Below are 25,098 nucleotides of genomic sequence, written 5' to 3'. Positions count from 1 at the left end.
AGCTTGCTTTTTTAACGGCCATCAGCAACCGAATTAGTGGCCGGAGCCAAGGCCAAAGTCGCTTCGCAATGAAAATAGTCGAAAGTGTCGGTGGAGGAGTTTTACCCCGACTAAACCTCTACGTGCCAATTACGCGACCAGAGGTCGCTCATCCCGGCTGTTCACCGGAGATGAAGGCGGCCCGGACCAAAGATTTTCCTGAATGCTCTAAGCCCCGTAATTTAAAGCAAAGCACAGAGCTTCGACACTCCGGCTTCGGCCTTGGCACCGGCAGTGGAATCCGGTTTTTGAAGCCGTTTGAAAATGGAAACTGTCCGAGTGTCCTCAAGGCCTAGGACTCAGCTACCCAGACTTCAATGGACGGATAGGTTTAGAAGCAACCCGACCAACGCCGACGCGAGTTTTTCCATTTTAGGCTTCAAGAACTGGATTCCACGATCAGCCGGTGGCACAGCCTTGATTTTTTTAGTTCGTTTTTTATCAAGAAAAAAATGAACGGGCAAAACGGGAAGAAGCGTAGTCCTCGGGCACCGGTAGCAGGCAAGCGTCGCCGCCCGTCTCACCTTGCCTGCCGGCGGCCTTCTTTAACGGGGTAAAGAAGCAAACCCCTCGGGCTGTGTCTCCGGCTGAACACTAATTCGGTCACTGATGGACTAAAAAGCAAAAACTCGCCATCAAACTTGCCCTTCGAAGTCTTGTGACCGTCGGGTATAATAGCCATTCGGAAATGCAGCCGCTCCGTTTTGGCTCATACAGCTTGCTTTTTAACGGCCACCAGCAACCGAATTAGTGGCCGGAGCCAAGGCCAAAGTCGCTTCGCAATGAAAATAGTCGAAAGTGTCGGTAGTGCCGTGTATCTTTCTCTTGTAGCCACGCGCCAATTTGAGGAGCGGTTTTCTCTGGTCGATGTTTTCGTTGTTTTGGTCGAGAACCAGCTGGGTTCGGTAGGAAGTACAAGTGGTTGGTGCAGCCAATCTGCCCCTCGCTCGTTTTTAGGGTTTGAATGCCTGAAGTCAGGCACGAAAACACTAAGTGATATGAAACAGACAATACCCTGCTTTACCCGACTTTGCTATTTAGTGATCTTACTTTGCACCTGCGGCCCCGCCCTGATGGCCCAGAATGTCGCCGGGCCAAACGCCGAAGCCATAGAGCTGAAGGGGGAACTCGAAATCAAAGGCCAGGTCCAGGATGCCGACGGCGTGGCCGTTGCGTTCGCTAACGTAGCCTTGTATTCTACGGTAGGAGAACTCGTGAAGGTTGAAACCACAGATGACGCCGGCCTCTTTAAAATGGACGGTATTACCGATGGTACTTACGACCTTGTGGTGACTTACCTCGGCGCTCCGGACCTGCGCAGGGAGGGTATCGAGGTGAAAAACGGTGTGCTCGATCTCGGTATATTGCAGCTCGCGCCCGCAGCCGTTGAGCTTGCTGAAGCCACCGTTACCGCTACCCGAGCGCTTGTGGAAATCAAACCCGACCGGACGGTTTTCAACGTTCAGGGAACCATTAATGCCGTTGGTGACAACGGACTTGACCTGCTGCGAAAAGCCCCCGGTGTTACGGTAGACAATAACAACAACATCAACGTGCTCGGCCGTTCGGGGGTGCTGGTTTACGTTGACGGGAAACGGCTTCCCCTGGCCGGAGAAGACCTGTCTAATTACCTGCGCAGCCTCACCGCAGAGCAGATCGACCGCATCGACATCATCACCAACCCCGGAGCAAAGTACGAAGCAGAAGGTAACGCCGGTATTCTGGATATCCGCCTGAAGAAAAACGAAAACGAAGGATTTAACGGTACCGTCTCCGCCACAGCGAGCCAGGGCCGTTACAGCCAGGCGAACGGCAATTTTACGGGGAATTACCGCAATCGCAACCTCAACGTTTTCGGCACCCTGGGGTACGGCCTTAGCGAGTTCTACACCAATCTCGAGTTCCAGAGTTACCAAAACGGCCTTTATCTGGAAGAGAATACCGCCTTTTTCAACAAAGTCGCTAACCCGAGTTTCCGGATTGGAACAGACTTCTTCCTGAACGATAAACATACCATCGGTTTTCTGGCCTCCGGCCAGAACAGCGGAGGAGACTTTTATTCTTACAACAACATCGACCTGTTCACAGCAGGAGCTCTGCAGGAAAACCCGGATAGCCTCCTGCGGGCAGAAACCAACGGTAACAACGACCGCGGACAGCAGACGTACAACATCAACTACCGCTATGACGCGGGCAAGGGTAAGAGCCTGAACGTTGATCTCGATTACGGCCGCTTCCGTAACGATAACCTGCGCGATCAACCCAACAGGTACCTGAGCGGCGACGGAACCGAAACGATCAACGTCATCAACAACTACTTCGATACCCCAACGGATATCGATATCTATACCGCCAAACTGGATTACGAACAACCACTTGCGGGAGGCCAGTTCGGAGCGGGCCTGAAGTTCAGTCAGGTAGGTACCAACAACACCTTCTTTTATTTCGACGTGGAAGCAGACGGAGAGAGAGTACTCAACCGAGATAGATCTAACCAGTTCGACTACGACGAAAACGTCTTTGCCGCTTACGTAAACTACGCGGGCAAGCTCAGCGAGCAGGTCAGCTACTCGGCCGGACTGAGAGCGGAAGTGACCGACGCAATGGGCATACTGAGCCCCTTTCGTGCAGACCTCGAGGAACCACCGGTCGAACTCAACTACGTGAGCTTTTTCCCCAGTGCCGGAATCACTTACGCCATCAACCAGCAAAAGGGGAACACCGTATCGTTGAACTACGGGCGACGAATCAACCGGCCGGATTACAACGTGCTGAATCCTTTCCGGAACCAGATCAGCCAACTTAGTTACGAAAAAGGAAATCCCTTTCTCAATCCTGAAATTGTCGATAACCTCGAACTCGGTTATACCCTGGCCTACCGGTACAATTTTAAGCTGGGTTACAGCCGGACGAGCAACCAGATCACCCGCCTGATTGGTCCGGACGACATCAATCCCGCAGCAGGCTTTATTGGCTGGGACAATCTCGCTACCCAAACCAACTACAGTTTCAGCGCTGCACTGCCGTTTACGATTACCCCGAAATGGAATGCCTTCTTCAACGCCTCCGCGGGCTACCTGGACAACCAGGCGACGTATGAGAACGGAGCGACGATTGACGTACAGGCTTTCACGTACAGCATTTTTTCGCAGCAAACGTTCAATCTGCCAAAAGGCTTTACGGCGGAACTGAGTGGCTACTTCTCCGGCCCGGGCGTTTGGGGTGGGGTTTTCGAGTACAAAACGAGTGGAGCACTCAACGTCGGCCTTCAGAAGAAGTTCTTTGGTAATCAGTTGAACGTGAAAATCAGCGGCAACGACCTTTTGTACACATCTGGCTGGCGTGGCCGCTCCGAATTCAATGGTTTGGTGAGCAACGGGAAAGGAAACTGGGACAGTCGCAGGGCAACGCTCAGCCTGAGCTACAACTTTGGTAATCAGAAAGTGAAGAGTCGTAAACGGAATACGGGACTTTCCGAAGAAGCAGGAAGAGTAGGAGGGTAAGGGGTTGCGCTTTCAAATCTGATGATAGTTTCTTGATAAGTCAGTACAACCAGAGGGAGGTCGCATTTCTGCATGAAATCATCCACCCTCTGGTTGTTGGGCTTTACGATGGGTATTAAAGCTAATGTTAACGGTGGCCAAAGGCGATCTAATTTTGTACTTTTGCCCCCCGTAAAACCAACCTTCCCATGCGTAAGTTACTGTCCTTTCTCGTCCTGATCGCTTTGTATTCCTGTGGGGACCCTGCCGGAGCAACTTCTGCCACCACCTCCGGAAGTTCTTCGGGAAGTAGTTTTACCAGCGCTGTTTCTACCGCAGAACTGGAGGCACGGGAGTTGGAAAGCCCGAACATTCGCGTCGAAATTGGTGGTGTTCCGCTACAAGGGGCACTGTTAATCGGTCAGTTTGCGGAACAGCAATTTCGTGCCGATGAAGCAATCGTGGAAGGCAACGCAGTCGTTTTCAAGCGCGACGAACCCTACAAGCCCGGGCATTACTACTGTTACTTCTCCGACGGAGCAGCCGTACAGTTGCTGATCGATCAGGACCAGACTTTCAGCCTCAGCGCTCCCACCGCCCAGAATGCACTTCGCGATATGAAAGTAGAGGGCAGCGTAGAGAATGAATTGTTCTACGAGTTGCTGAAGTTCGAAGCCGGCCAGCAGGAAGACTTCCGCCAGTTGGGAGACGCCGTTCGTAGCGCCAGCCCGGGATCTCCCGAATACGAAAAGCTCCAGGCCGACCGCAAAGCGTTGGTAGACCAACGTCTCGAATACCAAAACAAGCTTTTCGCCAAGCACCCCAAATCCCTGTTCACTTCGTTCAAGCGGGCGGGCCGCAACCCCCAATTGAGGGACGTTCGCCTTCCCGACGGAACAATCGACGAGCAGGCCCAGGTAGCTGCCTTCCGCGAAGACTTCTGGAACGACGTTGACTTTAACGACATCCGCTTGCTCAACACTCCGGTGATCTTCAATAAACTGAAGCGCTACATCCAGGAGTTAACCCCCCAAAATGCCGACGCGATCATCGAATCGTCCGATAAGCTGATAAGCAAAGTGCTCGACAAGCCGGAGTTTTTCAAGTTCTTCGCCAACTGGATCACCCTCCAGTACGAACCGGGTAAGACGACGGTAATGGACGGTGCTGCCATCCATGTACACATGATTCAGAATTACTTCACCAAAGAGCGCGCTTTCTGGTCGGACAGCATGACGGTCTACGGCTTACAGCAAAGAGCAGATCAGATGGCTTACAGCCTGGTGGGGCAAAAAGGCCCGGACATCACCGTACCCGATATGAACGGTACACCCAGACGCCTCTACGACCTCAAGAAGCCTTTCATCGCCGTCTACATGTACAACCCTGAATGTGAACATTGTATCGAGGAGACTCCTAAGTTCGTGAAGGTGATGAACGAACTCAAAAGCGAACTCGACGTCTACGCCATCGCGCTCGATACCGACCAGACCAAATGGAAGAATTTCGTAAAGGCGAACGGAATGAGTGAATGGACCAACGTCTATGACCCCACCAACCGCTCCATCTTCAAAACGTACTACGTCGATAATACGCCGGAACTTTACCTCCTGAACAAGGATCGGGTAATTGTGGGCAAAAACCTGAAAGTCGCCCAGCTCAAAGATGCTATTCGCATCGCGAAGGAAAAAGAGTAGGCCACCAGATCGCCACTTAAAGCATCTGACGTTACGAAGGGTTCTGCGTACACGCTGAATCTTAGCTCTGTGATGGCAACGCCATCATGTCAACCAATCCCATGAAAAGAATAATGATCTGCGGAGCAGGCGGCCAGTTGGGCCAAAAACTAATTGGTGCCGCACGCGCGCTCGAAGGCGTACGCATCTTCGCGTACAACCGCTCGTCGTTAGACATAACGAAGCCTGCGGACCTCAGGGCCGCTTTCGCGGAAGCCAAACCGGACATCTGTTTTAACGCCGCGGCCTATACCGCCGTAGACCGAGCGGAGGCGGAGCCCGAAAAGTGTAGCCTCGTAAACGTAGAAGGCGCCAAGCGCCTGGCCGCTGCCTGCTACGATGCCGGCATCGGCTTCGTCCATTTCAGTACAGATTACGTCTACGCCGACAACTACAACCGTCCGCTGAGAGAAGACGACAGTACGATGGGAACCAGCGTCTACGCAAAGACCAAGCTTGAAGGCGAAAATGCGGTAATGAAGCATCATCCTGATGCTTTCGTACTTCGCACCAGCTGGGTGTACGCCGAATACGGCCAGAACTTTGTCCGCACAATGCTGCGTCTTGGCGGAGAGCGGGATCAGTTATCGATTGTAGCGGATCAGGTGGGTAGCCCTACGTACGCTGCAGACCTGGCTGCCGCCGCCCTGGCGCTCGTGGAAGCGAAGGCTGAACCCGGCGTGTACAACTTCGCTAATAGCGGAGTATGCTCTTGGTATGATTTTGCCCACGCCATTTTCGAGATGTCAGGAACGGAATGTGCCCTGAAGCCGATCAGAACGGAACAGTACCCCACACCGGCGAAGCGACCGAGTTACAGTGTACTGGATACCGGAAAAATCAGCAATGTAGTCGGTGTGCCCCGCAACTGGCGGGAGGCACTGAAAGAATGTATCGGGAAGCTATAGTTACCTCAGCCGCCAAAAAATACCCGGGTGGCCGAGGCAACTATATAACGCGCTGTTCGGAAGCCTTCAGGCTGTAAGCCCGGAAGCAAAACAGCCTTTAGTCTCTCCTTTTTACAACCGGTTCGCCCGCGCCCGCAGGCAATGATCAGCGAGAACGAGGGCCGCCATATTGTCCACAATGGCTACGGCCCGGGGCAGTACACAGGGGTCGTGTCGGCCCTTACCCGTAACGGTTACATCTTCGCCCGCTTCGTTGACCGAAGCCTGGTCTTGGATAATGGTAGCGACTGATTTAAAGGCCGTCCGGAAGTAAATGTCTTCACCGTTGGAGATGCCTCCCTGGATGCCGCCACTACGGTTGGTGCGGGTCCGGACCGTTCCGTCTTCTTCAGTGTAAAACTCGTCGTTGTGTTCACTGCCGCGCATGGTCACGCCGGCGAAGCCGGAGCCGTATTCGAAGCCTTTGCATGCGTTGATGCTGAGCATCGCCTTGCCCAGGTCGGCGTGAAGTTTATCGAAAACGGGTTCTCCCCAACCTGCGGGTACGCCGGTGGCGACGCAGGTGATAACACCACCGATGGTGTCGCCCGCTTTACGTACCGTCAGGATTTCCTGTTCCATTACTGCAGCCATCTCTGCGTCCGGACAGCGAACGTCGTTGGCTTCGATCTGGCTGAGATCAAGGTCTTTGTATGATTTGTCGAGCACGATGCTGCCTACCTGAGAAACGTAGCTTTTGATGCTGATGCCGTAATGCCGCAGGAGCAGTTGGGCTACAGCGCCGGCGGCTACACGCGCCGCGGTTTCGCGGGCGCTGGAGCGCCCGCCGCCGCGGTAATCGCGGGCACCGTACTTGGCGTGGAAGGTATAGTCTGCGTGGCTGGGACGGAACTTATCGAAAATATGACCGTAATCTTTACTCCGCTGATCTTTATTCATGATTACCATGCCGATGGGCGTACCGGTGGTTTTGCCTTCGAATACACCGGAAAGCACCTTAACTCCGTCTTCTTCTTTGCGCTGGGTAACAATACGGCTCTGGCCGGGTTTGCGGCGGGCCAGCTCGGACTGAATAAAATCGAGATCGAAATCAAGCCCGGCCGGGCAACCATCGATGACGACGCCAAGGCCGACGCCGTGGCTTTCGCCGAAAGTAGAGATGCGGAAGAGTTTGCCGTGAGAACTGCCTGCCATGAGTAAGTTTGGGAGTTGGTGCGTCGTTGAATTACGGTCACCAGGGGAAACGTAAATATATTTGAGGGCGGCAAAGTTAACGCAGCAGGGTGCGGTAAAAGAAGTTTCCAGCCCGGGATTGCCGGGAATTTACGGTGGCAAAACAATCTATGATAGCCTGAAGTAGCTAACGGGCGCGGCCGCAGGTGCCAGGACGGTTGATGGGCATTGCTTGCCGAACAACTCAAACAATCAGGTCTTCATCAGACCAGTTTCGGCGCTGAGCCGGCTCTGGATCAGGACGGTGGCGGGGTGGGGGATTGTTGAGGTCCAGGCTGTCATCGGTTGGCATCTGCCGGCGGGAGTCGTGGGTGAGTTGGTCCCGCCATGTTCCCAGCAAAACGCGCTCGTTGCGCTTCACGCTGTAAGTTGTACCGTTGAATCCCATCCCGACCCTCACCCGGAACACGTCTTCCCGACCAGTAATGCTGTTGGCTACCCGAAAAACATGCGTGCTGCCAAAAAAGCGGTTCTTACGACTTACCGATTCTCCGTTCCAGAATACCTGATCCTTGCCATTCCACATGTTGTGGTGGATTTCAAGAAGGTCGTCTCCGACGGGAAGGCTTACTTTCAGCATAGTATCTTGTTTTGAAGCAAAACCCCTTTACCGTGTATTCTGCTGCGCGGACTCAGCAGAGCACAGCTCCTGAACCCTCGTTCAGGGTAGTTGTGCTTTCTCCGGGAGGTAAGAATGCAGGCAAAGCAGCAACGTTTACAGAAGATACCGGTTGCGCAACGGGGTCGGTGAACGGGGACCGTCTCGGTACCTCTAAACTCTACCTTCAATAATAGTCCGGACGGCTTCAGGGTTCAATAAGGTAGACACATCCCCCAAAGAATCTCCTTCGCCGGCGGCGATCTTGCGCAGAACCCTCCTCATGATTTTACCCGACCGGGTTTTGGGCAGTTCGGAGACGAATTGGATCTTGTCGGGCTTCGCGATGGGGCCGATCTCCTGGCGAACCGTCGCCACGATCTCTGCTCTCAAAGCATCGTTTGCACCTGCCTCCGGGCCCAGAATGATGTATGCGTAAATGCCCTGCCCCTTGATGTCGTGCGGGTAACCAACGACGGCCGATTCCACTACTTGCGGATGCTCGTCGATCGCATTTTCCACCTCCGCAGTCCCCATCCGGTGACCGGACACGTTGATGACGTCGTCGACCCGGCCGACGATCCGGTACATGCCATTCTCGTCGCGCCGCGCTCCGTCGCCGGTAAAGTACATACCCGGAACGGTGCTGAAATAGGTGTTCTTGCAGCGCACGTGGTCGCCCCAGGTCGTACGCAGAATGCCCGGCCACGGAAACTTGACCGCAAGGAGGCCCGCAGCGGGATTTTCTGTCTCTACTTTCAGGGTGTTTTTATCGACTAGGCACGGTTGAATGCCCGGCAACGGATACCCGGCAAAAGTTGCTTTCTGGGGGCTGTGGCCACCAACGCCGGTAATCATGATTCCACCGGTTTCCGTTTGCCACCAGGTGTCCACAATAGGGACTTCGCCTTTGCCAACGTGTTCTTTATACCATTCCCAGGCCTCCAGATTAATGGGCTCCCCGACCGATCCGATCACCTTGAGGCTGCTCAGGTCGTGGCCCTCCACGAAGTGATCTCCTTTGGCCATCAGGGCTCTGATGGCGGTTGGAGCGGTGTAAAACTGGTTCACCTTGTGCTTTGCACAAATTTCCCAAAACCGGCCGGCGTCGGGGTAGGTCGGCACGCCCTCAAACATCATCGTTGTCGCGCCGCACAACAACGGACCGTACAGAATATAACTGTGTCCGGTGATCCAGCCGATATCGGCCGTACACCAGTACACGTCTCCCGGTTTGTACTGAAATACGTTGAGGAAGCTGTACGCAGCGTACACCATGTAGCCTCCGCAGGTATGGACAACCCCCTTGGGCTTGCCCGTCGATCCGGAAGTATAGAGGATGAAAAGAACGTCTTCGGCGTCCATCACTTCGGCTTCGCACTGCTCGGGTTGACCATCTACTTTTTCGTGGTACCAGACGTCGTAGCTCTCGTCCCAACCGATGTCTTCGCCAGTATTTCTGTGCACCATAACGGTCTCGACGGAGGGGCAGCCAATGGCCATCGCTTCGTCGACGACCTCTTTAACCGCAATGTTTTTGCTACCGCGTTTATTGAAGTCCGAGCAGATAATCATTTTGCAATCGGCGTCGTTCACCCGGTCCGCCAGCGCCTGGGCGCTGAAGCCGGCGAAGACGACGGAATGGATGGCGCCGATGCGGGCGCAGGCCAGTACCGAGAAAGCCAGCTCCGGCACCATCGGCATATAAAAACAGACCCGGTCTCCTTTGTTGATGCCGAGTTCGCGCAGGGCATTGGCCACTTTACAAACGTGGGAGTGAAGCTGCCGGTAAGTGAAGTGACGTGCCGGGTCACCAGCCTCGTTGGGCTCGAAAAGGATGGCGGTTTGGTCGCCGCGTTCCGCGAGGTGCCGGTCGAGGCAGTTTTCGGTGATGTTCAACTTGCCTCCTTCAAACCACTTCACCTCAGGGCCTTCGAAGTTCCAGGTCAGGGTGTTGTCCCACTTTTTATGCCAGGTGAAGGTTTCCGCCTCTCCGGCCCAGAAGCCCTCGGGGTTTTCGACTGAGCGGGCGTATTCTGACTGGTAATGCTCAAAAGAGCTGATTTGGGTAGGTAGCATGATTTGGATCTTTAAACTTTAATTGCGGGTACCAATGTAGGGTTTGTCTTTGATTTTTTTGCGGGAACGCGGGTGCAAAGAGCGGTTTTGGGAAGATTGTTGGACGATATGAGAGGATAGTTGCCAAATTCCTCAATTCTTGGATTATTGTCTATCGGGTTGGCCATCAGCATCGGAGATAAAAACCATCATTTTCTGAACCTTCTGACTATTTGTATCGTTCACGATATAAACTTGCACGATTTAAATTTACTATGAAGCCTCACGTCGATACAACGATCGTTCAAAACGTATTCCGCATCCTGTTGGCGGTATTTATGATCTATGCTGGCTTCAGTCATCTGACGTTCAACCGGGTCGACTTTCAGGCGCAAGTACCCGATTGGGTACCGCTGAGTAAAGACCTGGTGGTAATCTTGTCTGGTATCGTAGAAATGCTGCTTGGACTGGGGCTGGCACTCTGGAAGAACCAAAGGGTCAACTTCGGTTGGGCTCTGGCGATATTTTTTGTCCTCATATTTCCCGGTAACATAGCGCAGTATATGGACGGGAAGGATGCCTTTGGTGCTTTGGATTCAGACCGGGCCCGTTTGATTCGTCTGTTCTTTCAACCCGTGCTTATCGTTTGGGCTTTGTGGTCTTCCGGAGCATGGAAGGCCTGGCGGACACGCAATAACGAAAAACAACTCACCCATGGATGATGCAAAATTAAAGCTGGAAAATCAGGTTTGTTTTCCGATCTATTCGGCCTCGAGACTGATCACGAAAGCCTATAAACCCTTTCTGGATAAGCTGGGGCTTACTTACCCGCAGTACCTGGTGCTATTGGTGCTCTGGGAAGAGGATGGGGTGGCGGTCAGCAAAATAACTGACCGGTTGATTCTCAACACCAATACGCTCTCTCCCTTACTGAAACGGATGGAAAAGTTGGAACTTCTGAGTCGCCGTCGGTCTGCTGAGGACGAAAGGAGCGTTATCGTTCAGCTCACCGAAAAAGGGAAGCAGTTGAAGGTTGAAGCCCAGTCTGTCCCCCAAAAGTTGCTCGATGGGTTGGTCGCCGACAATATAAAATTGGCCGATGTACTCCAACTCAAAGAAAAGCTCGATGAATGGATCAAGGTGCTGTCAGACAGGCCGGTGAAAGAGAATTGATACTTTTCAGAACGAACATTCCATAACTGCTGCCGGTCATAGGTCTGAAGGCGGAGGCCGTAAACTTACTGCTTCCTCAGCCGAATCATTTTTTAAGAGACCAATTTAAAACCATCAATTATGAATGCCGATAAGCAAAATGTACTGATCGCCGGAGCCAACGGAACCACCGGAAGACAAATCGTTCAGTTACTGAAAGACTCAGCCAATTATAACCCCATCGCTATGGTCCGTAAACAAGAACAAAAGGACCGGTTCGAGAAAGATCAGGTAGACACCGTTCTCGCAGATTTGACGGAAGACCTCAGCCACGCCGTCGAAAACGCAGATAAAGTGATTTTCGCTGCAGGATCGAAAGGTAAGAAGCTAAAAGCCGTAGACCAGGACGGAGCGAAGAAACTGGCCGACGCCACCAAAAAAGCCGGAGGCCGAAAGTTTGTGATGCTCAGTTCTATGGGGGCCGATAACCCCTCGGCCAGCGACGAACTCCAGGATTACCTGGAGGCAAAGCATAATGCCGATGAGCATCTGCGGGCTACTGGCCTGAACTACACTATCGTCCGCCCGGGCAGCCTGACGGACGAGTCCGGTAGCGGGAAAATCACCCTCAGGAAAAAGTTGGATTCTCAGGGAAGCATCCCCCGGGCCGACGTTGCCAGAACGCTGGTCGAAGTTCTTGATGATGACGTGATGCACAACGAAACATTCGAAATTGTCTCAGGAGACGCACCCGTCGAAAAAGCGGTTCGTCCTTCCTGAACAATCCCTAAATAATCAAATCAACGCTGCCGCAACGGGTGGCAAACCAGTAAAACAACAATATTATGAAAGCGATGTACACTGCAGAAGCAACTGCAACCGGTGGCCGTAACGGCCACGTAAAAAGCGATAACGGGGTGTTGGACCTCGAAGTCAGAATGCCAAAGGCTCTCGGCGGAGCGAACGATGACTACGCAAACCCCGAAATGCTCTTCGCAGCGGGTTATGCTGCCTGCTTCGACAGTGCCCTCAATCTTGTCATCAAACAGAGCAAGGTAGAAACCGGTGAAACGAGCGTAAATGCTAAAATAAGCATCGGTAAAACCGACAACGGCGGATTCGGACTCGCTGCAGTATTGGCCGTAAACGTTCCGGGTGTAAGCACGGAGCAAGCGCAGGAGTTGGTTGAAAAGGCCCACCAGGTATGCCCCTATTCCAACGCCACCCGCGGCAATATTGATGTGGAATTATCCGTAACCAACAACTAAGAACCAAATCCATGGACATCAAGAATGTAACTATAGCGGGCAGTGGGGTTTTGGGAGCGCAGATTGCGTTCCAGACGGCATTCCACGGCTACGCTGTTACGGTTTACGACATCAGCGATGAGGTGCTGGAGAAGGCGAAAGCCACCTTCCTGAAATTGGGAGAAGCATTCAAAGCAGACCTTGAAGCCTCGCAACAAGAGGTAGATGACGCCATTGACCGTCTGAGCCTTTCGGCTGACCTGGCAACAGCGGTCGCTGATGCCGATCTGCTGATCGAATCGATCCCTGAGAACCCTTCCATCAAGATTGGTTTTTACGAGAAATTGGCCGGCGTAGCTCCCGCGAAGACCATCTTCGCTACGAACTCATCGACGATGCTGCCCAGCCAGTTTGCTGACTCAACGGGCCGCCCGGCGCAGTTCGCTGCGCTTCACTTCGCCAACGAAATCTGGAAGCACAATACGGCTGAAATCATGGGCCACCCCGGAACGGATGCCGAAGTGTTCGATACACTGGTCGCGTTCGCAAAATCTATCGGGATGGTCGCTCTGCCTCTCCACAAGGAACAACCCGGCTATATCATCAACACGTTGCTGGTTCCTTTCCTGGGCGCAGCGCTGGACCTGCTGGTCAGAGGCGTAGCGGATATCGAAACCGTCGACAAAACGTGGGTAATGGGAACCGGTGCTCCCGCAGGGCCATTCAGGATTCTTGACGTAGTTGGAATCACGACGGCCTATAACATCTACAAGATATCAGCGGAGAAAACAGGTGATCCGCTGAAGCAGCAGGTTGTTGATTACCTGAAAGAAAATTATATCGACAAAGGAAAGTTAGGAGTAGCCACTGGCGAAGGGTTTTATAAATACCCGGCTTCTGCTTCCGCAAACACTAAATAAAAATATTATGGCATTATTAGATGATTTACAGTGGCGTTACGCCACTAAGGCTTACGACCCCACTAAGAAGGTCAGCCAGGAAGACGTCGACAAGATCGTAGAGGCTGCCCGGTTGGCACCAACTTCTTCCGGATTACAGCAGTTTCGGGTTCTGGTGGTAAGCAACCAGGAAATTAAAGAGAAACTGGCTCCGAAGGTGCTCAATCCTGAGGTGATGGTGGATTGCTCCCACGTACTCGTATTTGCGGCCTGGGATCGTTATACCGAAGAGCGCATCGACGCTATCTACGACCGGACGACCGAGGAAAGAGGACTGCCTCAGGGCCGCTTCAGCAGCTACACAGATAAGCTGAAGGAAATGTACCTCAATCAGTCTGCTGAAGAGAATTTCGATCATACCGCGCGCCAGTCTTACATCGGGTTCGCGCTATCCATCGCCCAGGCTGCCGAGCTCAAAGTTGATGCCACTCCGGCCGAAGGCTTTGACCCCGCTTTGGTCGATGAGGCACTTGGCCTCAGGGAAAAAGGACTCAGAAGTGTTACCCTGCTTTACCTGGGCTACCGGGCAAAAGAAGGTGATTGGTTGGCAAGCATGAAAAAAGTGCGCAACCCCAAAGAGGAGTTTGTAACTGAATACAAATAAGGATCAATCCTGCTTCGAAAATAAGGGCACTACCGGATCAGCTGATCTGGTAGTGCCCTTTTGTATTTCCGGAAGAAAAATATTTTGCCCGGCGGCAGTCAGAGGCGTTAGATGCCAATTTTGTGCTTGATGATCAACCAGAAATACTTCAGGAAGACGGTCCAGGCACTCAGCTGCGGAGCAGGTGCTTTTCCTTGGCCTATCCGTTTGATCTGGGCTTCATACCAGATGATATTCATGAAGCCATCGATGGCTTTGACGCCTGTTTTTGTGGTGTCGGTCGGGAACTCCGCGCGATTCCCCTCGAAAATATCGTTGCCAATGTTCGGGTAAATAGTGAAGGGACGTGCGATGCCAACGACGTCGAGTTGGTCTGAAGCAACTGCATCCCGCATTACTGCGGCGGTTCGGAACCCGCCGGTCAGCATCAGGGGGGTATCCGTGACCTTGCGGGCCTTTTCGATATAGTCCATGAAGTACGCCTCGCGCTTTACCGTGCTGGCCTTACGGGCCCCCATCATCGCGGGGGCTTCGTAGGTTCCACCGGAGATCTCGATCAGGTCGATGCCTTCACGGGAAAGGATCTTGACGACCTCCATCGATTCTTCTTCGGAGAATCCGCCTTTTTGAAAGTCAGCAGAATTGAGCTTGATCCCGATGGGAAAGTCATCACCTACCATAGCTCTGATCTTTCGGTACACTTCAACGACGAATCGGGAACGGTTTTCCGGACTGCCGCCCCATTTGTCGGTTCTTACGTTCGCATTGGGAGACAAGAACTGGCTTACGAGGTAACCATGCGCTCCGTGAATCTGGACTCCGGCAAAGCCGGCTTCTTTCAGGATGAGTGAGGTGGTGCCAAAGCGATCGATGATCTCAAGAATCTCAGCTTCGGTCAGGGCTTCGGGGATTTTACCCGTTGCGTCTTTTCGGCCACCCATCTTCAGAGCAACGGCGGAAGGAGCCTTTAAAACGCTGTTGATCTGCTCCATCGCCTGGCGGCCGGGGTGGTTCACCTGAACCCACAGTTGGGTATCGGTACCGCTGGTGGTTGCTGCCCATTGCTTGAGAAGTTCGAAATTGTCGCGGTTTTCAACGACCACGTTCCTCGGTTCCCCGATGGCTGCTGAATCAATCATCACGTTACCCGTCATCAGCAAGCCAGCACCACTCCGGGCCCATTCCTTGTAGGCCCTGATCAGGGTAGGGGAAGGCCGGTGATCCTTGTCCGAAAGGTTTTCACTCATGGCAGACTTAGCGATCCGGTTGCTTAAAGTTGATCCGTTGGGTAACTGTAGTTTTTGTTGGAGGATGTCCATTCAGGAGGTTTGAAGTAGCTGGAAAAAGCAGTTGGTGAATTTTGCTCGTCTGGTGGAGAACGAGTAAGTGTACCAGGACGTTCTTTGCTTCTTAAAAAACTTCCCTTGCACCTGCGTCCGCGCCTGCAATTCCGCCAATGATTTAGAGTGGCCCCAACTAAACGCTGAAGCCACTGCAACACCTTACTCCTTGATTACCCGTTGGTTCACTTGCCAGTTATGGCCGGTAGCTGTAAACTGGTACGCTCCGGCGGGCAAATCGGATATTTCCAGTTGCGGCTTCAATGCACCCTGCCGAAGGATGCGTCCGTTGGTGTCAACCAGACGGAAAGTAGCGTCTTCGGGGAAGTTGCGCAACGAGAGTACGTTGCCAACGGGGTTCGGAAAGAGGCTAAAAGGCGCGGCCGCAGGTGCAATGAATGTTTAAGGAACTGTTCCTGACCGAAAAGCGTTTTCCGGTTCCTATGCAAAACCTCCTTTTCATCTGTAGCCGTAACCAGTGGCGGAGCCTTACCGCTGAAACGATCTTCCGGAAACGTGATGACATTTCCGTCAGGTCTGCCGGAACGGTCGCTAAAGCCCGGGTTCGGGTAAACGGCGGGTTGCTCAGGTGGGCAGACGTTGTGTTCGTGATGGAGAAGAAACACCACCACTACCTTCTTTCACGCTTTCCGGGCGAAACAAAGTACCTCAATATCGAAGTGCTCGACATCCCCGACGAGTATAAGTACATGGACGAAGACCTCATCGGGGAGTTGGAAGACGTAGTAGCAGACTGGTTACGAGAGCAGGAATAAATGGTTTCTCGTTTAGTGGTCTATTGCTGCTCCGGCCCCCTTCGGGATCCGGATGTCTTCGACAATGGATTGGACCGCCGCCGGTGGCGGCGAGGTCATGCGGCTCACGGTGGCCGCTACGACGAGGTTGACCATCATCGCTACCGTCCCGAAGCCTTCGGGCGAGATGCCAAACCACCAGCTGGAGCTTGGTGGAACCTCATCAACAAACCAGCCGAGCTTGAAGACGGCCATGTAGCCAAACATGAGCAGTATGCCGATGACCATTCCGGAGATGGCTCCTTCGCGGTTCATCCGCTTATCGAAGATGCCAAGCACAATGGCCGGGAAAAAACTTGCCGCGGCAAGGCCGAAGGCAAGTGCCACCGTCGCCGCAACGAAACCCGGAGGATTGATCCCGAAGTATGCCGCAATGATCACTGCACCTGCGGCCCCGCCCCGTGCCCACCACAATTCTTCTTTTTCGCTCATGTCGGGCTTCACCTGCATTCTCATCAGGTCGCGCGAAATGGCCGTAGAGATCACGAGCAGCAGCCCCGCTGCGGTAGAGAGTGCCGCAGCCAGGGCACCCGCTGCCACCAGGGCGATCACCCAGTCGGGCAGGCCGGCAATTTCGGGGTTGGCGAGCACCATGATGTCGTTGTCGATATAAACTTCGTTGGCGGTCGTGGCGTCCGTCATTGCTCCCGGACCGTAGGTGATGAGGCCGTCTGCGTTTTTATCGGTGAAGGCAATCAGGCCGGTTTCTTCCCACTTTTTGAACCACTCCGGCATTTCGGAGTAAGGCTGGTTGTGCATCGTGTCGATCAGATTGGTACGGGCAAAGGCCGCAATCGCCGGAGCGGTGGTGTACAGGATGGCGATGAACAGGAGCGCCCAGCCCGCCGAAATGCGGGCGTCTTTCACCTTCGGGACCGTGAAGAAACGAACAATTACGTGCGGTAAACCCGCCGTGCCGGCCATGAGGGCGAAGGTGATCGCGAAAACATCAATCGTCGACTTGGTACCGTTCGTATATTCTTCGAAGCCCAGTTCGCGGTGCAATCCGTCGAGTTTGTCCAGCAGGCTCATTCCGCTCCCGTCGCTCATCTCTCCGATGAAACCGAGTTGAGGGATGATTTCACCGGTCATGTTCAACGAAATAAAGATCGCAGGAACCATGAACGCAAAGATGAGCACGCAGTATTGTGCGACCTGGGTGTACGTAATACCCTTCATCCCGCCAATGATGGCGTAGAAGAACACGATGGCCGTTCCGATGTACACGCCGGTATTGATTTCCACCTCAAGAAACCTGCTGAAAACCAGACCTACCCCGCGCATCTGACCGGCAACATAGGTGAAACTGACCACGATGGCACAAACGACCGCCACAGTTCTGGCCGTGTTGCTGTAGTAACGGTCTCCGATGAAGTCCGGAACGGTGAATTTGCCGAATTTTCGCAGATAGGGCGCAAGCAGGAGGGCCAGTAAAACGTAGCCTCCGGTCCAGCCCATCAGATAGACAGAACCATCGTAACCGGCAAAACTGATAATGCCGGCCATGGAAATAAAGCTCGCCGCGCTCATCCAGTCGGCCGCAGTAGCCATGCCGTTGGCTATGGGGTGAACGCCTCCGCCGGCAGTGTAGAATTCGTGGGTAGATCCCGCTCTGGCCCAAATGGCAATAGCAATGTAGAGGGCGAAGGTCAGGCCGACGATAAGGAAAGTCCAGGTTTGTACGGTCATGATATCAAAAGGTGAGTTGTTGAGTTACTGAGTTGGTGAGTTGCTGCCGCATGTTGGAGGCGTCGGAGGCTTGGCAGGCGTTGTTGTGCCTGCCTCGTGCGGTAGCAACTCAGTGACCCCAACACCCCCCAACTCACTCCTCGAAGCCGTACTTCTTGTCCAGCCGGTTCATTAGCCAGACATAGATAAAGATGAGCCCCACGAAGACGTAGATCGACCCCTGTTGCGCGAACCAAAAACCCAGCTTGGCTCCTCCAATTCTGAAGTTGTTGAGCTGGTCAACGAACAGAATCCCGCAGCCATAGCTGACGATGAACCACACGAAAAGGAGAACAACTAAATAGGTCAGGTTCTCCCGCCAATAGGCAGTCCGGATGGATTGATTTTCATTTGTTGGTGTTGGCATGATCTTTAAGTCTTAACATAATTCTTCGGTAATGTAATCAATTGACGGAATTATTATGCGTGTTAATGGCCTCGTATTGTTGTTTAATTGCCTGATGTGGTCCGTTTGTGGTGCTACTGACGCATATATTTTTTCTTCGACGTTTAGAAACGACAACGGCCCCATCCGGAAAATCCGGATAGGGCCGTTGTTCTGAAGGAAATAACCGAGGGACTCGGCAACGTCACAACTTACTCCCCCAGGAAAGGGTAGCGGTAATCACGCGGAGCGTTGAAGTTCTCCTTGATCAGGCGTGGCGACATCCAGCGGGTGAGGTTGAGGGCCGAGCCTGCTTTATCGTTTGTACCGGAGCCACGGGCTCCGCCGAAGGGCTGCTGGCCAACAACTGCGCCGGTGGGCTTGTCGTTCACGTAAAAATTACCCGCAGAGTTGGCCAAGGCCTTCGTTGCGTGGTCGATGATGTTGCGGTCGGTTGCGAAGACGGCACCGGTCAGCGCGTATGGGCTGGTGGTGTCTACGAGGTGAAGTGCTTCTTCCCAGCAGTTGTCTTCGAAGACGTAGACGGTAAGGACAGGGCCGAAGATTTCCTCCTCCATGGTAGTGGAGTGGGGGTCTTTAGTTACGATCACGGTTGGCTCGATGAAGTAGCCTTCAGATTTGTCGTAGCCTCCGCCTGCGATGATTTCGGCATCCGGATTTTTCTTTTCGCCGTCGATGTACTTGGCGATCTTATCGAACGAGCGCTCGTCGATGACGGCGTTGACGAAGTTGCCGAAGTCTTCGACGGAACCCATCTTCAGGGTGTTCATATCTTTAAGCAAGCGTTCTTTGACGGCCGGCCAGAGGCCGGCGGAGATGTACGCTCGGCTGGCTGCAGAGCACTTCTGCCCCTGGAATTCGAAAGCGCCGCGCAACATCGCGACAGCGACCTGCTCCGCGTCGGAATCTTTGTGGGCGATGATGAAGTCTTTACCGCCGGTTTCCCCAACCACGCGGGGGTAGGAGCGGTACTTGTCGATGTTCGTCCCGATCTCTTTCCAAAGGTGCTGGAAAACGCCGGTGCTGCCGGTGAAGTGCAGACCCGCAAAGTCGCGGTGCTTAAATACGATGTCTCCCACTTCGGGGCCATCGGTGTAGATGAGGTTGATAACTCCGGGGGGAAGGCCAGCCTCTTCGAACAGTTCCATAATCACGACGGCACTGTAAATCTGAGTTTCGGCTGGTTTCCAGACAACGGTGTTGCCGCACATCGCAGGAGCGGCGGGCAGGTTGGCCGCAATACTGGTGAAGTTGAACGGCGTAATGGCGAGAATAAAGCCTTCCAGCGGACGATACTCCAGCTTGTTCCAGATGGTAGCAGGGCTAATGAGAGGTTGCTCGCGGTAGATTTCCTGCAGGAAGTATGCGTTGAAGCGGAAGAAATCACACATCTCAGCAACGGCGTCGATCTCTGCCTGGTAAGCATTCTTGCTTTGAGCGAGCATCGTGGCGGCGTTCATACGGGCACGATAAGGGCCGGCCAGCAGGTCGGCTGCACGCAGGAAAACAGCGGCACGTTCGTGCCATGGCGTGTCGGCCCAGCTTTGCTTGGCCGCCAGGGCTGCGTCAATAGCCTGGTGAACGTGCTCCTTTGTGCCCCGGTAAAAGTGGCCAAGGGTATGGGCGTGTTCGTGGGGCGGATGAACGCTGACTTTTTCTCCGTCGAGCACGCGCTTTCCGTTAATGAAAGCGGGCAGTTCAGATTGTTTCGATTTGGCTTTATGGATGGCGGCCAGCAGGGCCTTCTTTTCCGGGCTTCCCGGGGCGTAACTCAGCACGGGCTCATTGTAGGGCACGGCTATATTGAAAATGGCGTTAGACATTGGTGGTTATTTGGTTGGTGCGAATGTAAGGCGAATGCCTTGAGCAGGCAATTGGTTGATTGATGGGCGCTTTAATTCAGCCCATCGTTGGCGGCTGAGGGCAGTGATGAGCTTCGTCCTTGCCATCTTTACTTCTGAATTGAGAGAGACTGAGGCGCGGCCGCAGGTGCAAAGAGGGGTTTCGGAGGGACTGCTCTTCGGCCTTAGCAACGAGGTTATTTTCTGGTGGCTTCCAGGCGTTCCATCTTCACCTCAATATTTGTCCGCCGGCCATTACGGATGGTAACGTTTCGCCACTGTGGTACAAAGCCGGGAGCCGAGAAAAGCACTTGATAGTCGCCTTCGGCCAGGTAGCGGTGGAAGTTGCCGTAGGCCCCATCGGCGAAGACGTCGGAGTTTGACCGGTCATGACCAGGAACAGTCAGCTGAGCTGCAATCGGGTTGCCGGTTTCCCGGTCGGTTACTACGCCGTGGAGGCCCAGGCGTGCCTCATTGATGAAGCCCAGGAGGCCTGGCGAAATCCAGTCCCAGAGCTGGGGCAGGTCATCGGGTGGGAAGTGTTTGCGGTCGCTTACCTCCAGGGTGGCTTCGCGGCAACGATGGTAGTAGTTCATGTAATCCTGCCGGGAGCCGGCGATGGGGTACCAGTCATGACCATTTGTAACTCCGTTGTGGCGGTCGTTGAAGTACCCGCTACGGCCACTGGCGGTCTGGGCCCTGCTGGCAAAATCGCGGCTGATGCGGCTCCACCATTCCGTGTCGGGGTGGCGCTCGCGGTAAGTATCCCAGGGATAATTGAATACCTCCGCTCCTCCGTGCAGGTTGATGGCAAGGTCAAAGCTGTGTTCCCGGGCGGCTTGCATGAATATTCGGGTTTCCGGCTGATAGTCGAAGCCATCGGGGTGGGGGCCGTCGTCGGGGTCAGGGTAATTGCGGTTCAGGTCAACGTTGGCGGCATTGCCGCGGCTGGCGCCGCGGAGGCTTTCGTTGCCGCGGCGGTAGGCTCCGTCGGGGTTTGCCAGCGGATTGATGAAAATGTCGAGGTCTTCAAGAACGTTACCGGGGTTGTTCATCAGTAGTTGCTCGGCCAGCTGGAGCAGCAACCAGTAGCCCGCCGTCTCATCGCCATGCATGGTAGCGGAACACAGCACCTGCGGCCGCGCCATCGGACTATCAATTTCTTTGGTTAAATGTAATGTTAAAATTTGACGGCCAGAAGGTAATGTTCCCCATATCTCCAACGCGCATTTGTCTGGATAGCGCTTTGCGAGGCCTTCCATTATCGCTATGTATTCCGGGTAAGAAGGGTAACCGGAAGCAGGAATCAGCGAAACCGGCTGTGGTGCCAGGACCTTTTGCGCCGAGATACTTACCTGTGACTGAGTAAGTAAGAACAAAGGGAAGAGGAGGAAGTAGAGAAACCAGCGCATATTGCAAGGTAGTTTATTTGTGGTTAACGCAGATTTTACAGCTGGGTGTACCCCGCAAAGCTATTGATTGTTTAAATTTACGTGTTTAGCTGCTTATTTGTTCAAGCGGGAAGCACGCTGCATATTTCCATACATTTGCGTTACCTTGCCACAGGTACGATAATTCTTTAAGCCCCCTAGTGGAGAAACAAACAGTTGCTTTAGATTTTAATGGCTTGTTTAGCCAGCTGTCCGTCCCGATGCTCTTGATTGAGGACAGCAGCAGAGTAATTGCCCTTAATCCGGCAGCTGCGCGACTGTTCAAGATGGAGCCAGAAGAGCTCGAAGGCCAGTTCTGGTCGGGCCTCGACGGGCAACTGAACCAAATCATCTGGAAAAAACGCCTCCGTGAACTGGAGGATAAAGGCAGTTTCGTTTATAACACAGACCTCGTCACTTCCGATGAGCTGCTGCGCCCGGTTGAAGTGGAAATGGTGCGCACAGGAGAGGGGCTAACCCTTATCTACCTCCATAATCTGCTCGCCGAAGGAATCGACGAAGCGGATCTGGAGTTGATGAGCAATGATGGAAACGTCGGCTTCTGGATGTACAACCGGGTAGATGATGTCCTCTATATGTCTCCGTATCTGAGGGAACTGGCAGGCCTGGACGAAAGTAAATCGGCCCGGGAAGTAGCTTACCAGCTTCAGGAGAGAATACTGCCATCAGACTGGGACCGGATTCGCCCACAGGTGAAAGAACTGCTTGATGAAGCCGGCGCATTCGATCAACTCCTGCATTTTACCGGAAGCAGAGGCACTATGAACCTCCGGTTTTTCGCTCAGTCGTCTGGTAATGCCCTGCACGTTACCAGGCTTTTTGGCATGATTCGCCAGGAAAACGACCTGATTGCGACGGACCACGTTGACTCCATCTCCGGAGAGCTCGCTGCCTTCAGTATCGACCAGGCAAAAGACCTCATTTTCTGGACCCGGCCGGACGGTACGGTACCCTACGCCAATCAGGCAGCCAGTGACCTGCTAGGCTATACCCGCGAAGAGCTGCAAAAAATGCACGCCGGGGCGTATACCATCGGCTTTAAAGGTGAAAGAGTCGAAGCCTGGTGGGAGAAAATGCGCAGCGAACGCGCCGATCAGTCTATCTGGGAAGTCGTCGATAAAGAAGGGAACCACTATTTGCTGGATGCCAGTATTACTTACCTCCGGTTTGGGAAAGAAGAGTACACCGTCGGCTTTTGTCGTAACATCACAGAGCTTGAGATCGCCCGCCGCAGGCAGGCCATTCTGGAATTCACCCTGGACCACTCCAAGGAACTTATCCTGTGGCTGAAGGAGGACGGAACCATTCACTTCGTCAACGAAACCTTCCTGGAAAGAACCGGAGCGGATTTGAGCGATATCGAAGGCAAACACATCAGCATGTTCTTGGACTTGCCCGATGAGCATATCCGTCAGGAAGCGAAAGCCCGGCTTGAATCTGGAGAAACCCTGACCGGGGAAATGGAGCTAAAGCTGATGTCAGGCAAAAAACTGGCGGTAAAAATCAGAATCAGTAACCTCACCTACGGAGGAGAAGTGTACAGCTGTATTTACCTGCAGGACATGACGGCCAAGCGCGAGCGCGATATACAGTTGAAGTTGTCGGCCGAGGCGCTCGATTCTGCTGCTGATTGTATCCTCTGGCTGAACGTCGACTTGCGCATCAATTACATCAACGGTACGCTCCTCGACCTCATTGGTCGTAAACGAGAAGACATCATCGGGGCTAAATACTCGAAGGTGTTTCCGCAGCTGGACCAAAAAAGTATTTTCGAAGAGCAGACACTAAACATCGATGTCATTTCGAACTCCGGCGAAGAACTCACGATAAACCTCAACGTGAGCCGGATAACAGATAATAACCAATCTTTTTTCATGCTGGTAGGCCGGGACATGACCGGGCAGCGAGAACGGGAACAAAGCCTCGAAACAGCCTATGAAGAAATCAGAAGGTTAAAAGATAACCTCGAGGATGAAAACGTAACCCTGCGCGAAGAAGTAGGATCAGGTTATAACGTAAACAACATCATTACCGTCAGCCCCAAGTACAAAAAGGTGTTGCACCAGATTGGCCAGGTCGCAGACGTAGATACAACCGTTCTCATTACGGGAGAGACCGGAACGGGAAAAGAGTTACTCGCACGTGCGATCCACCAGCTGAGTGAGCGGTCAGATCAGGCCCTGATCAAAGTGAACTGCGCCGCTTTGCCCGAAAATCTGATCGAGAGCGAGTTGTTCGGACACGAAAAAGGAGCTTACACCGGAGCCGTGGGGCGCAAAAGAGGCCGTTTTGAAATGGCCGACGGCGGAACCCTGTTCCTCGACGAAATTGGCGAGCTCCCTCTAGATCTCCAGTCTAAATTACTCCGTGCTCTTCAGGAAGGTGAGTTCGAGCGATTGGGAGGTACCGAAACCCTAAACGTAGACGTAAGGTTGGTGGCCGCGACGAACCGGAACCTGCAGGAAATGGTCCGGCAAGGAAGCTTCCGGGCAGACCTGTACTACCGGCTCAACGTCTTTCCGATCGAGAACATGGCCCTGCGGGAACGCCCCGAGGATATTCCTGTCCTGGTGGAACACTTCACCAGAAAGTTCGCCAAGCGGCAGAATAAGAAGGTGACCAAGATCAACAGTTCCGATCTGGCAAAACTCAAGAAATACTCTTTCCCCGGCAACATCAGGGAACTCGAAAACCTGGTAGAACGGGCGGTCGTGCTTTGTAATTCCGAAACCCTGTCGATTCCGCTGAATGTTCAACAGGAAAAAACAGTGAAGGGCGAAGCTCCGTTCCTGCAGTTCGAGGAAATGCAGCGCCAGCACATCATCAACGCGCTCATCATGACCGAAGGCCGGGTTACAGGGCCGAACGGAGCAGGTGTGATCCTTGGCCTCAACGACCGGACTCTTGTCTCGAAGATGAGAAAACTCGACATCAAAAAAATCGATTACCTCAAGGCCTATGAATGATAAAGCCGATAATTTCGATGGTACAGGCGTACTTTCAAGCGCCGAAGTTCTGTCCGGAAAGCTCTCCGAGAGCACTTAGTCAAGGATTTTCACCCCAAAGACCAAACATTGTCTCCAAATACTCCGTTGCGTAATTAAGGCCGCATTATAGCCACATCATTTCCCCCCAGTGTCCCATCTATCTGAACATAAATCCTTGAGCGATTCTTCTTTAAATCTATGGCTCAATCAGAGTGACCAACAGTTAGTCTTAGTTGTGTTTAAAGCAGACTGGGCCGGAGGTGTAGCTATTCTTAAAGGATTTATCGATAAGATTTTGATCGAAATGCCTGGGGTTCAGGTGTATTGGGTAGATGTTGAGTCCAATAAGGACCTCTCACTCTCTTTTGGGATCAACCAGATTCCTTCCATAATTATGCTCAGAGACCACGAAGTCGTTGACCACATAAACGGAATCTTACCACGCCGAAAACTTTCGGCCAGGATGGCACGCCATCTTTAAGTTGAAAATAAAAACGATACGTAAGTGTATAGT

21 protein-coding genes are annotated in these 25,098 nt (G+C 53.3%); 12 read left to right on the top strand and 9 right to left on the bottom strand.

The genetic code is table 11. The features are described 5' to 3' along the window. Positions 1 to 1,037 precede the first annotated feature (1,037 nt). The 3 genes from FUA23_RS04905 (at position 1,038) to rfbD (ending at position 6,165) form a co-directional block, all read left to right on the top strand. On the top strand, positions 1,038 to 3,542 hold the full coding sequence (locus FUA23_RS04905; protein ID WP_246144035.1) for a TonB-dependent receptor domain-containing protein: 2,505 nt from the start codon (positions 1,038 to 1,040) through the stop codon (positions 3,540 to 3,542). A 188-nt stretch (positions 3,543 to 3,730) separates the two neighbouring features. Next, on the top strand, positions 3,731 to 5,218 hold the full coding sequence (locus FUA23_RS04900; protein ID WP_147929608.1) for a redoxin domain-containing protein: 1,488 nt from the start codon (positions 3,731 to 3,733) through the stop codon (positions 5,216 to 5,218). Positions 5,219 to 5,319: 101 nt separating this feature from the next. After that, the gene (gene rfbD, locus FUA23_RS04895; protein ID WP_147929607.1) at positions 5,320 to 6,165 is read left to right on the top strand and encodes a dTDP-4-dehydrorhamnose reductase; all 846 of its coding nucleotides are present in this window, start codon (positions 5,320 to 5,322) and stop codon (positions 6,163 to 6,165) included. Between the two features lie 111 nt (positions 6,166 to 6,276). Here rfbD and aroC read toward each other — a convergent pair whose 3' ends face one another. The 3 genes from aroC to acs all read right to left on the bottom strand — a co-directional run bounded on the left by aroC (position 6,277) and on the right by acs (position 10,075). Next, positions 6,277 to 7,359 (bottom strand): chorismate synthase, encoded by a 1,083-nt coding sequence (aroC, locus tag FUA23_RS04890; protein WP_147929606.1) that lies wholly within the window; start codon positions 7,357 to 7,359, stop codon positions 6,277 to 6,279. Positions 7,360 to 7,582: 223 nt separating this feature from the next. Next, positions 7,583 to 7,978 carry a hypothetical protein gene (locus tag FUA23_RS04885; protein WP_147929605.1) on the bottom strand — a complete coding sequence of 132 codons (396 nt, stop codon included), beginning with the start codon at positions 7,976 to 7,978 and terminating at the stop codon, positions 7,583 to 7,585. A gap of 192 nt (positions 7,979 to 8,170) precedes the next feature. After that, the gene (gene acs / locus FUA23_RS04880; protein ID WP_147929604.1) at positions 8,171 to 10,075 is read right to left on the bottom strand and encodes an acetate--CoA ligase; all 1,905 of its coding nucleotides are present in this window, start codon (positions 10,073 to 10,075) and stop codon (positions 8,171 to 8,173) included. 254 nt (positions 10,076 to 10,329) lie between these two features. Between acs and FUA23_RS04875 the strand changes: the two genes are divergently transcribed. The 6 genes from FUA23_RS04875 (at position 10,330) to FUA23_RS04850 (ending at position 14,016) form a co-directional block, all read left to right on the top strand. Continuing rightward, positions 10,330 to 10,776 (top strand): DoxX family protein, encoded by a 447-nt coding sequence (locus FUA23_RS04875; RefSeq protein WP_147929603.1) that lies wholly within the window; start codon positions 10,330 to 10,332, stop codon positions 10,774 to 10,776. Beyond that, positions 10,769 to 11,227, top strand: a complete 459-nt coding sequence (locus FUA23_RS04870) for a MarR family winged helix-turn-helix transcriptional regulator (RefSeq protein WP_147929602.1) — start codon at positions 10,769 to 10,771, stop codon at positions 11,225 to 11,227. Before FUA23_RS04875 ends, FUA23_RS04870 begins: the two co-directional genes overlap by 8 nt. A gap of 120 nt (positions 11,228 to 11,347) precedes the next feature. Beyond that, a complete protein-coding gene (locus FUA23_RS04865; protein WP_147929601.1) occupies positions 11,348 to 11,986 on the top strand; it encodes an SDR family oxidoreductase in 639 nt (212 codons plus the stop codon). A gap of 65 nt (positions 11,987 to 12,051) precedes the next feature. Next, positions 12,052 to 12,474, top strand: coding sequence for an organic hydroperoxide resistance protein (locus tag FUA23_RS04860; RefSeq protein ID WP_147929600.1), 423 nt, complete (start codon positions 12,052 to 12,054; stop codon positions 12,472 to 12,474). Between the two features lie 11 nt (positions 12,475 to 12,485). Further along, positions 12,486 to 13,373, top strand: coding sequence for a 3-hydroxyacyl-CoA dehydrogenase (locus FUA23_RS04855; RefSeq protein WP_147929599.1), 888 nt, complete (start codon positions 12,486 to 12,488; stop codon positions 13,371 to 13,373). A 7-nt stretch (positions 13,374 to 13,380) separates the two neighbouring features. Then, on the top strand, positions 13,381 to 14,016 hold the full coding sequence (locus FUA23_RS04850) for an NAD(P)H-dependent oxidoreductase (RefSeq protein WP_147929598.1): 636 nt from the start codon (positions 13,381 to 13,383) through the stop codon (positions 14,014 to 14,016). 107 nt (positions 14,017 to 14,123) lie between these two features. Here the strand turns inward: FUA23_RS04850 and FUA23_RS04845 are convergent, their stop codons facing one another. Both FUA23_RS04845 and FUA23_RS04840 read right to left on the bottom strand, forming a co-directional pair. Next, positions 14,124 to 15,335 (bottom strand): NADH:flavin oxidoreductase/NADH oxidase family protein, encoded by a 1,212-nt coding sequence (locus tag FUA23_RS04845; RefSeq protein WP_147929597.1) that lies wholly within the window; start codon positions 15,333 to 15,335, stop codon positions 14,124 to 14,126. A gap of 183 nt (positions 15,336 to 15,518) precedes the next feature. Next, positions 15,519 to 15,752, bottom strand: a complete 234-nt coding sequence (locus tag FUA23_RS04840) for a T9SS type A sorting domain-containing protein (protein ID WP_147929596.1) — start codon at positions 15,750 to 15,752, stop codon at positions 15,519 to 15,521. Between the two features lie 2 nt (positions 15,753 to 15,754). On the opposite strand from FUA23_RS04840, the gene FUA23_RS04835 reads away from it, so the two are divergent. Further along, positions 15,755 to 16,132, top strand: a complete 378-nt coding sequence (locus tag FUA23_RS04835; protein WP_246144033.1) for a low molecular weight protein tyrosine phosphatase family protein — start codon at positions 15,755 to 15,757, stop codon at positions 16,130 to 16,132. Positions 16,133 to 16,144: 12 nt separating this feature from the next. Here the strand turns inward: FUA23_RS04835 and FUA23_RS04830 are convergent, their stop codons facing one another. From FUA23_RS04830 to FUA23_RS04815, 4 genes are all read right to left on the bottom strand, one after another. Then, on the bottom strand, positions 16,145 to 17,860 hold the full coding sequence (locus FUA23_RS04830) for a sodium:solute symporter family protein (RefSeq protein WP_147929595.1): 1,716 nt from the start codon (positions 17,858 to 17,860) through the stop codon (positions 16,145 to 16,147). Positions 17,861 to 17,993: 133 nt separating this feature from the next. After that, positions 17,994 to 18,266 (bottom strand): DUF4212 domain-containing protein, encoded by a 273-nt coding sequence (locus tag FUA23_RS04825; protein ID WP_147929594.1) that lies wholly within the window; start codon positions 18,264 to 18,266, stop codon positions 17,994 to 17,996. A 230-nt stretch (positions 18,267 to 18,496) separates the two neighbouring features. Beyond that, positions 18,497 to 20,128 (bottom strand): L-glutamate gamma-semialdehyde dehydrogenase, encoded by a 1,632-nt coding sequence (gene pruA, locus FUA23_RS04820; protein ID WP_147929593.1) that lies wholly within the window; start codon positions 20,126 to 20,128, stop codon positions 18,497 to 18,499. A 215-nt stretch (positions 20,129 to 20,343) separates the two neighbouring features. Beyond that, entirely contained in the window at positions 20,344 to 21,558 is a 1,215-nt protein-coding gene (locus FUA23_RS04815) for a M14 family zinc carboxypeptidase (protein WP_147929592.1), read from the bottom strand. Positions 21,559 to 21,773: 215 nt separating this feature from the next. On the opposite strand from FUA23_RS04815, the gene FUA23_RS04810 reads away from it, so the two are divergent. Together FUA23_RS04810 and FUA23_RS23060 are read left to right on the top strand one after the other, a co-directional pair. Beyond that, positions 21,774 to 24,563 carry a sigma 54-interacting transcriptional regulator gene (locus FUA23_RS04810; RefSeq protein WP_147929591.1) on the top strand — a complete coding sequence of 930 codons (2,790 nt, stop codon included), beginning with the start codon at positions 21,774 to 21,776 and terminating at the stop codon, positions 24,561 to 24,563. Between the two features lie 169 nt (positions 24,564 to 24,732). Next, on the top strand, positions 24,733 to 25,065 hold the full coding sequence (locus FUA23_RS23060; protein ID WP_147929590.1) for a thioredoxin family protein: 333 nt from the start codon (positions 24,733 to 24,735) through the stop codon (positions 25,063 to 25,065). Positions 25,066 to 25,098 lie beyond the last annotated feature (33 nt).

The sequence above is a fragment of the Neolewinella aurantiaca genome, from assembly GCF_008014675.1.
GTDB lineage: Bacteria > Bacteroidota > Bacteroidia > Chitinophagales > Saprospiraceae > Neolewinella > Neolewinella aurantiaca.
This window is presented reverse-complemented; position numbering and strand designations above follow the sequence as displayed.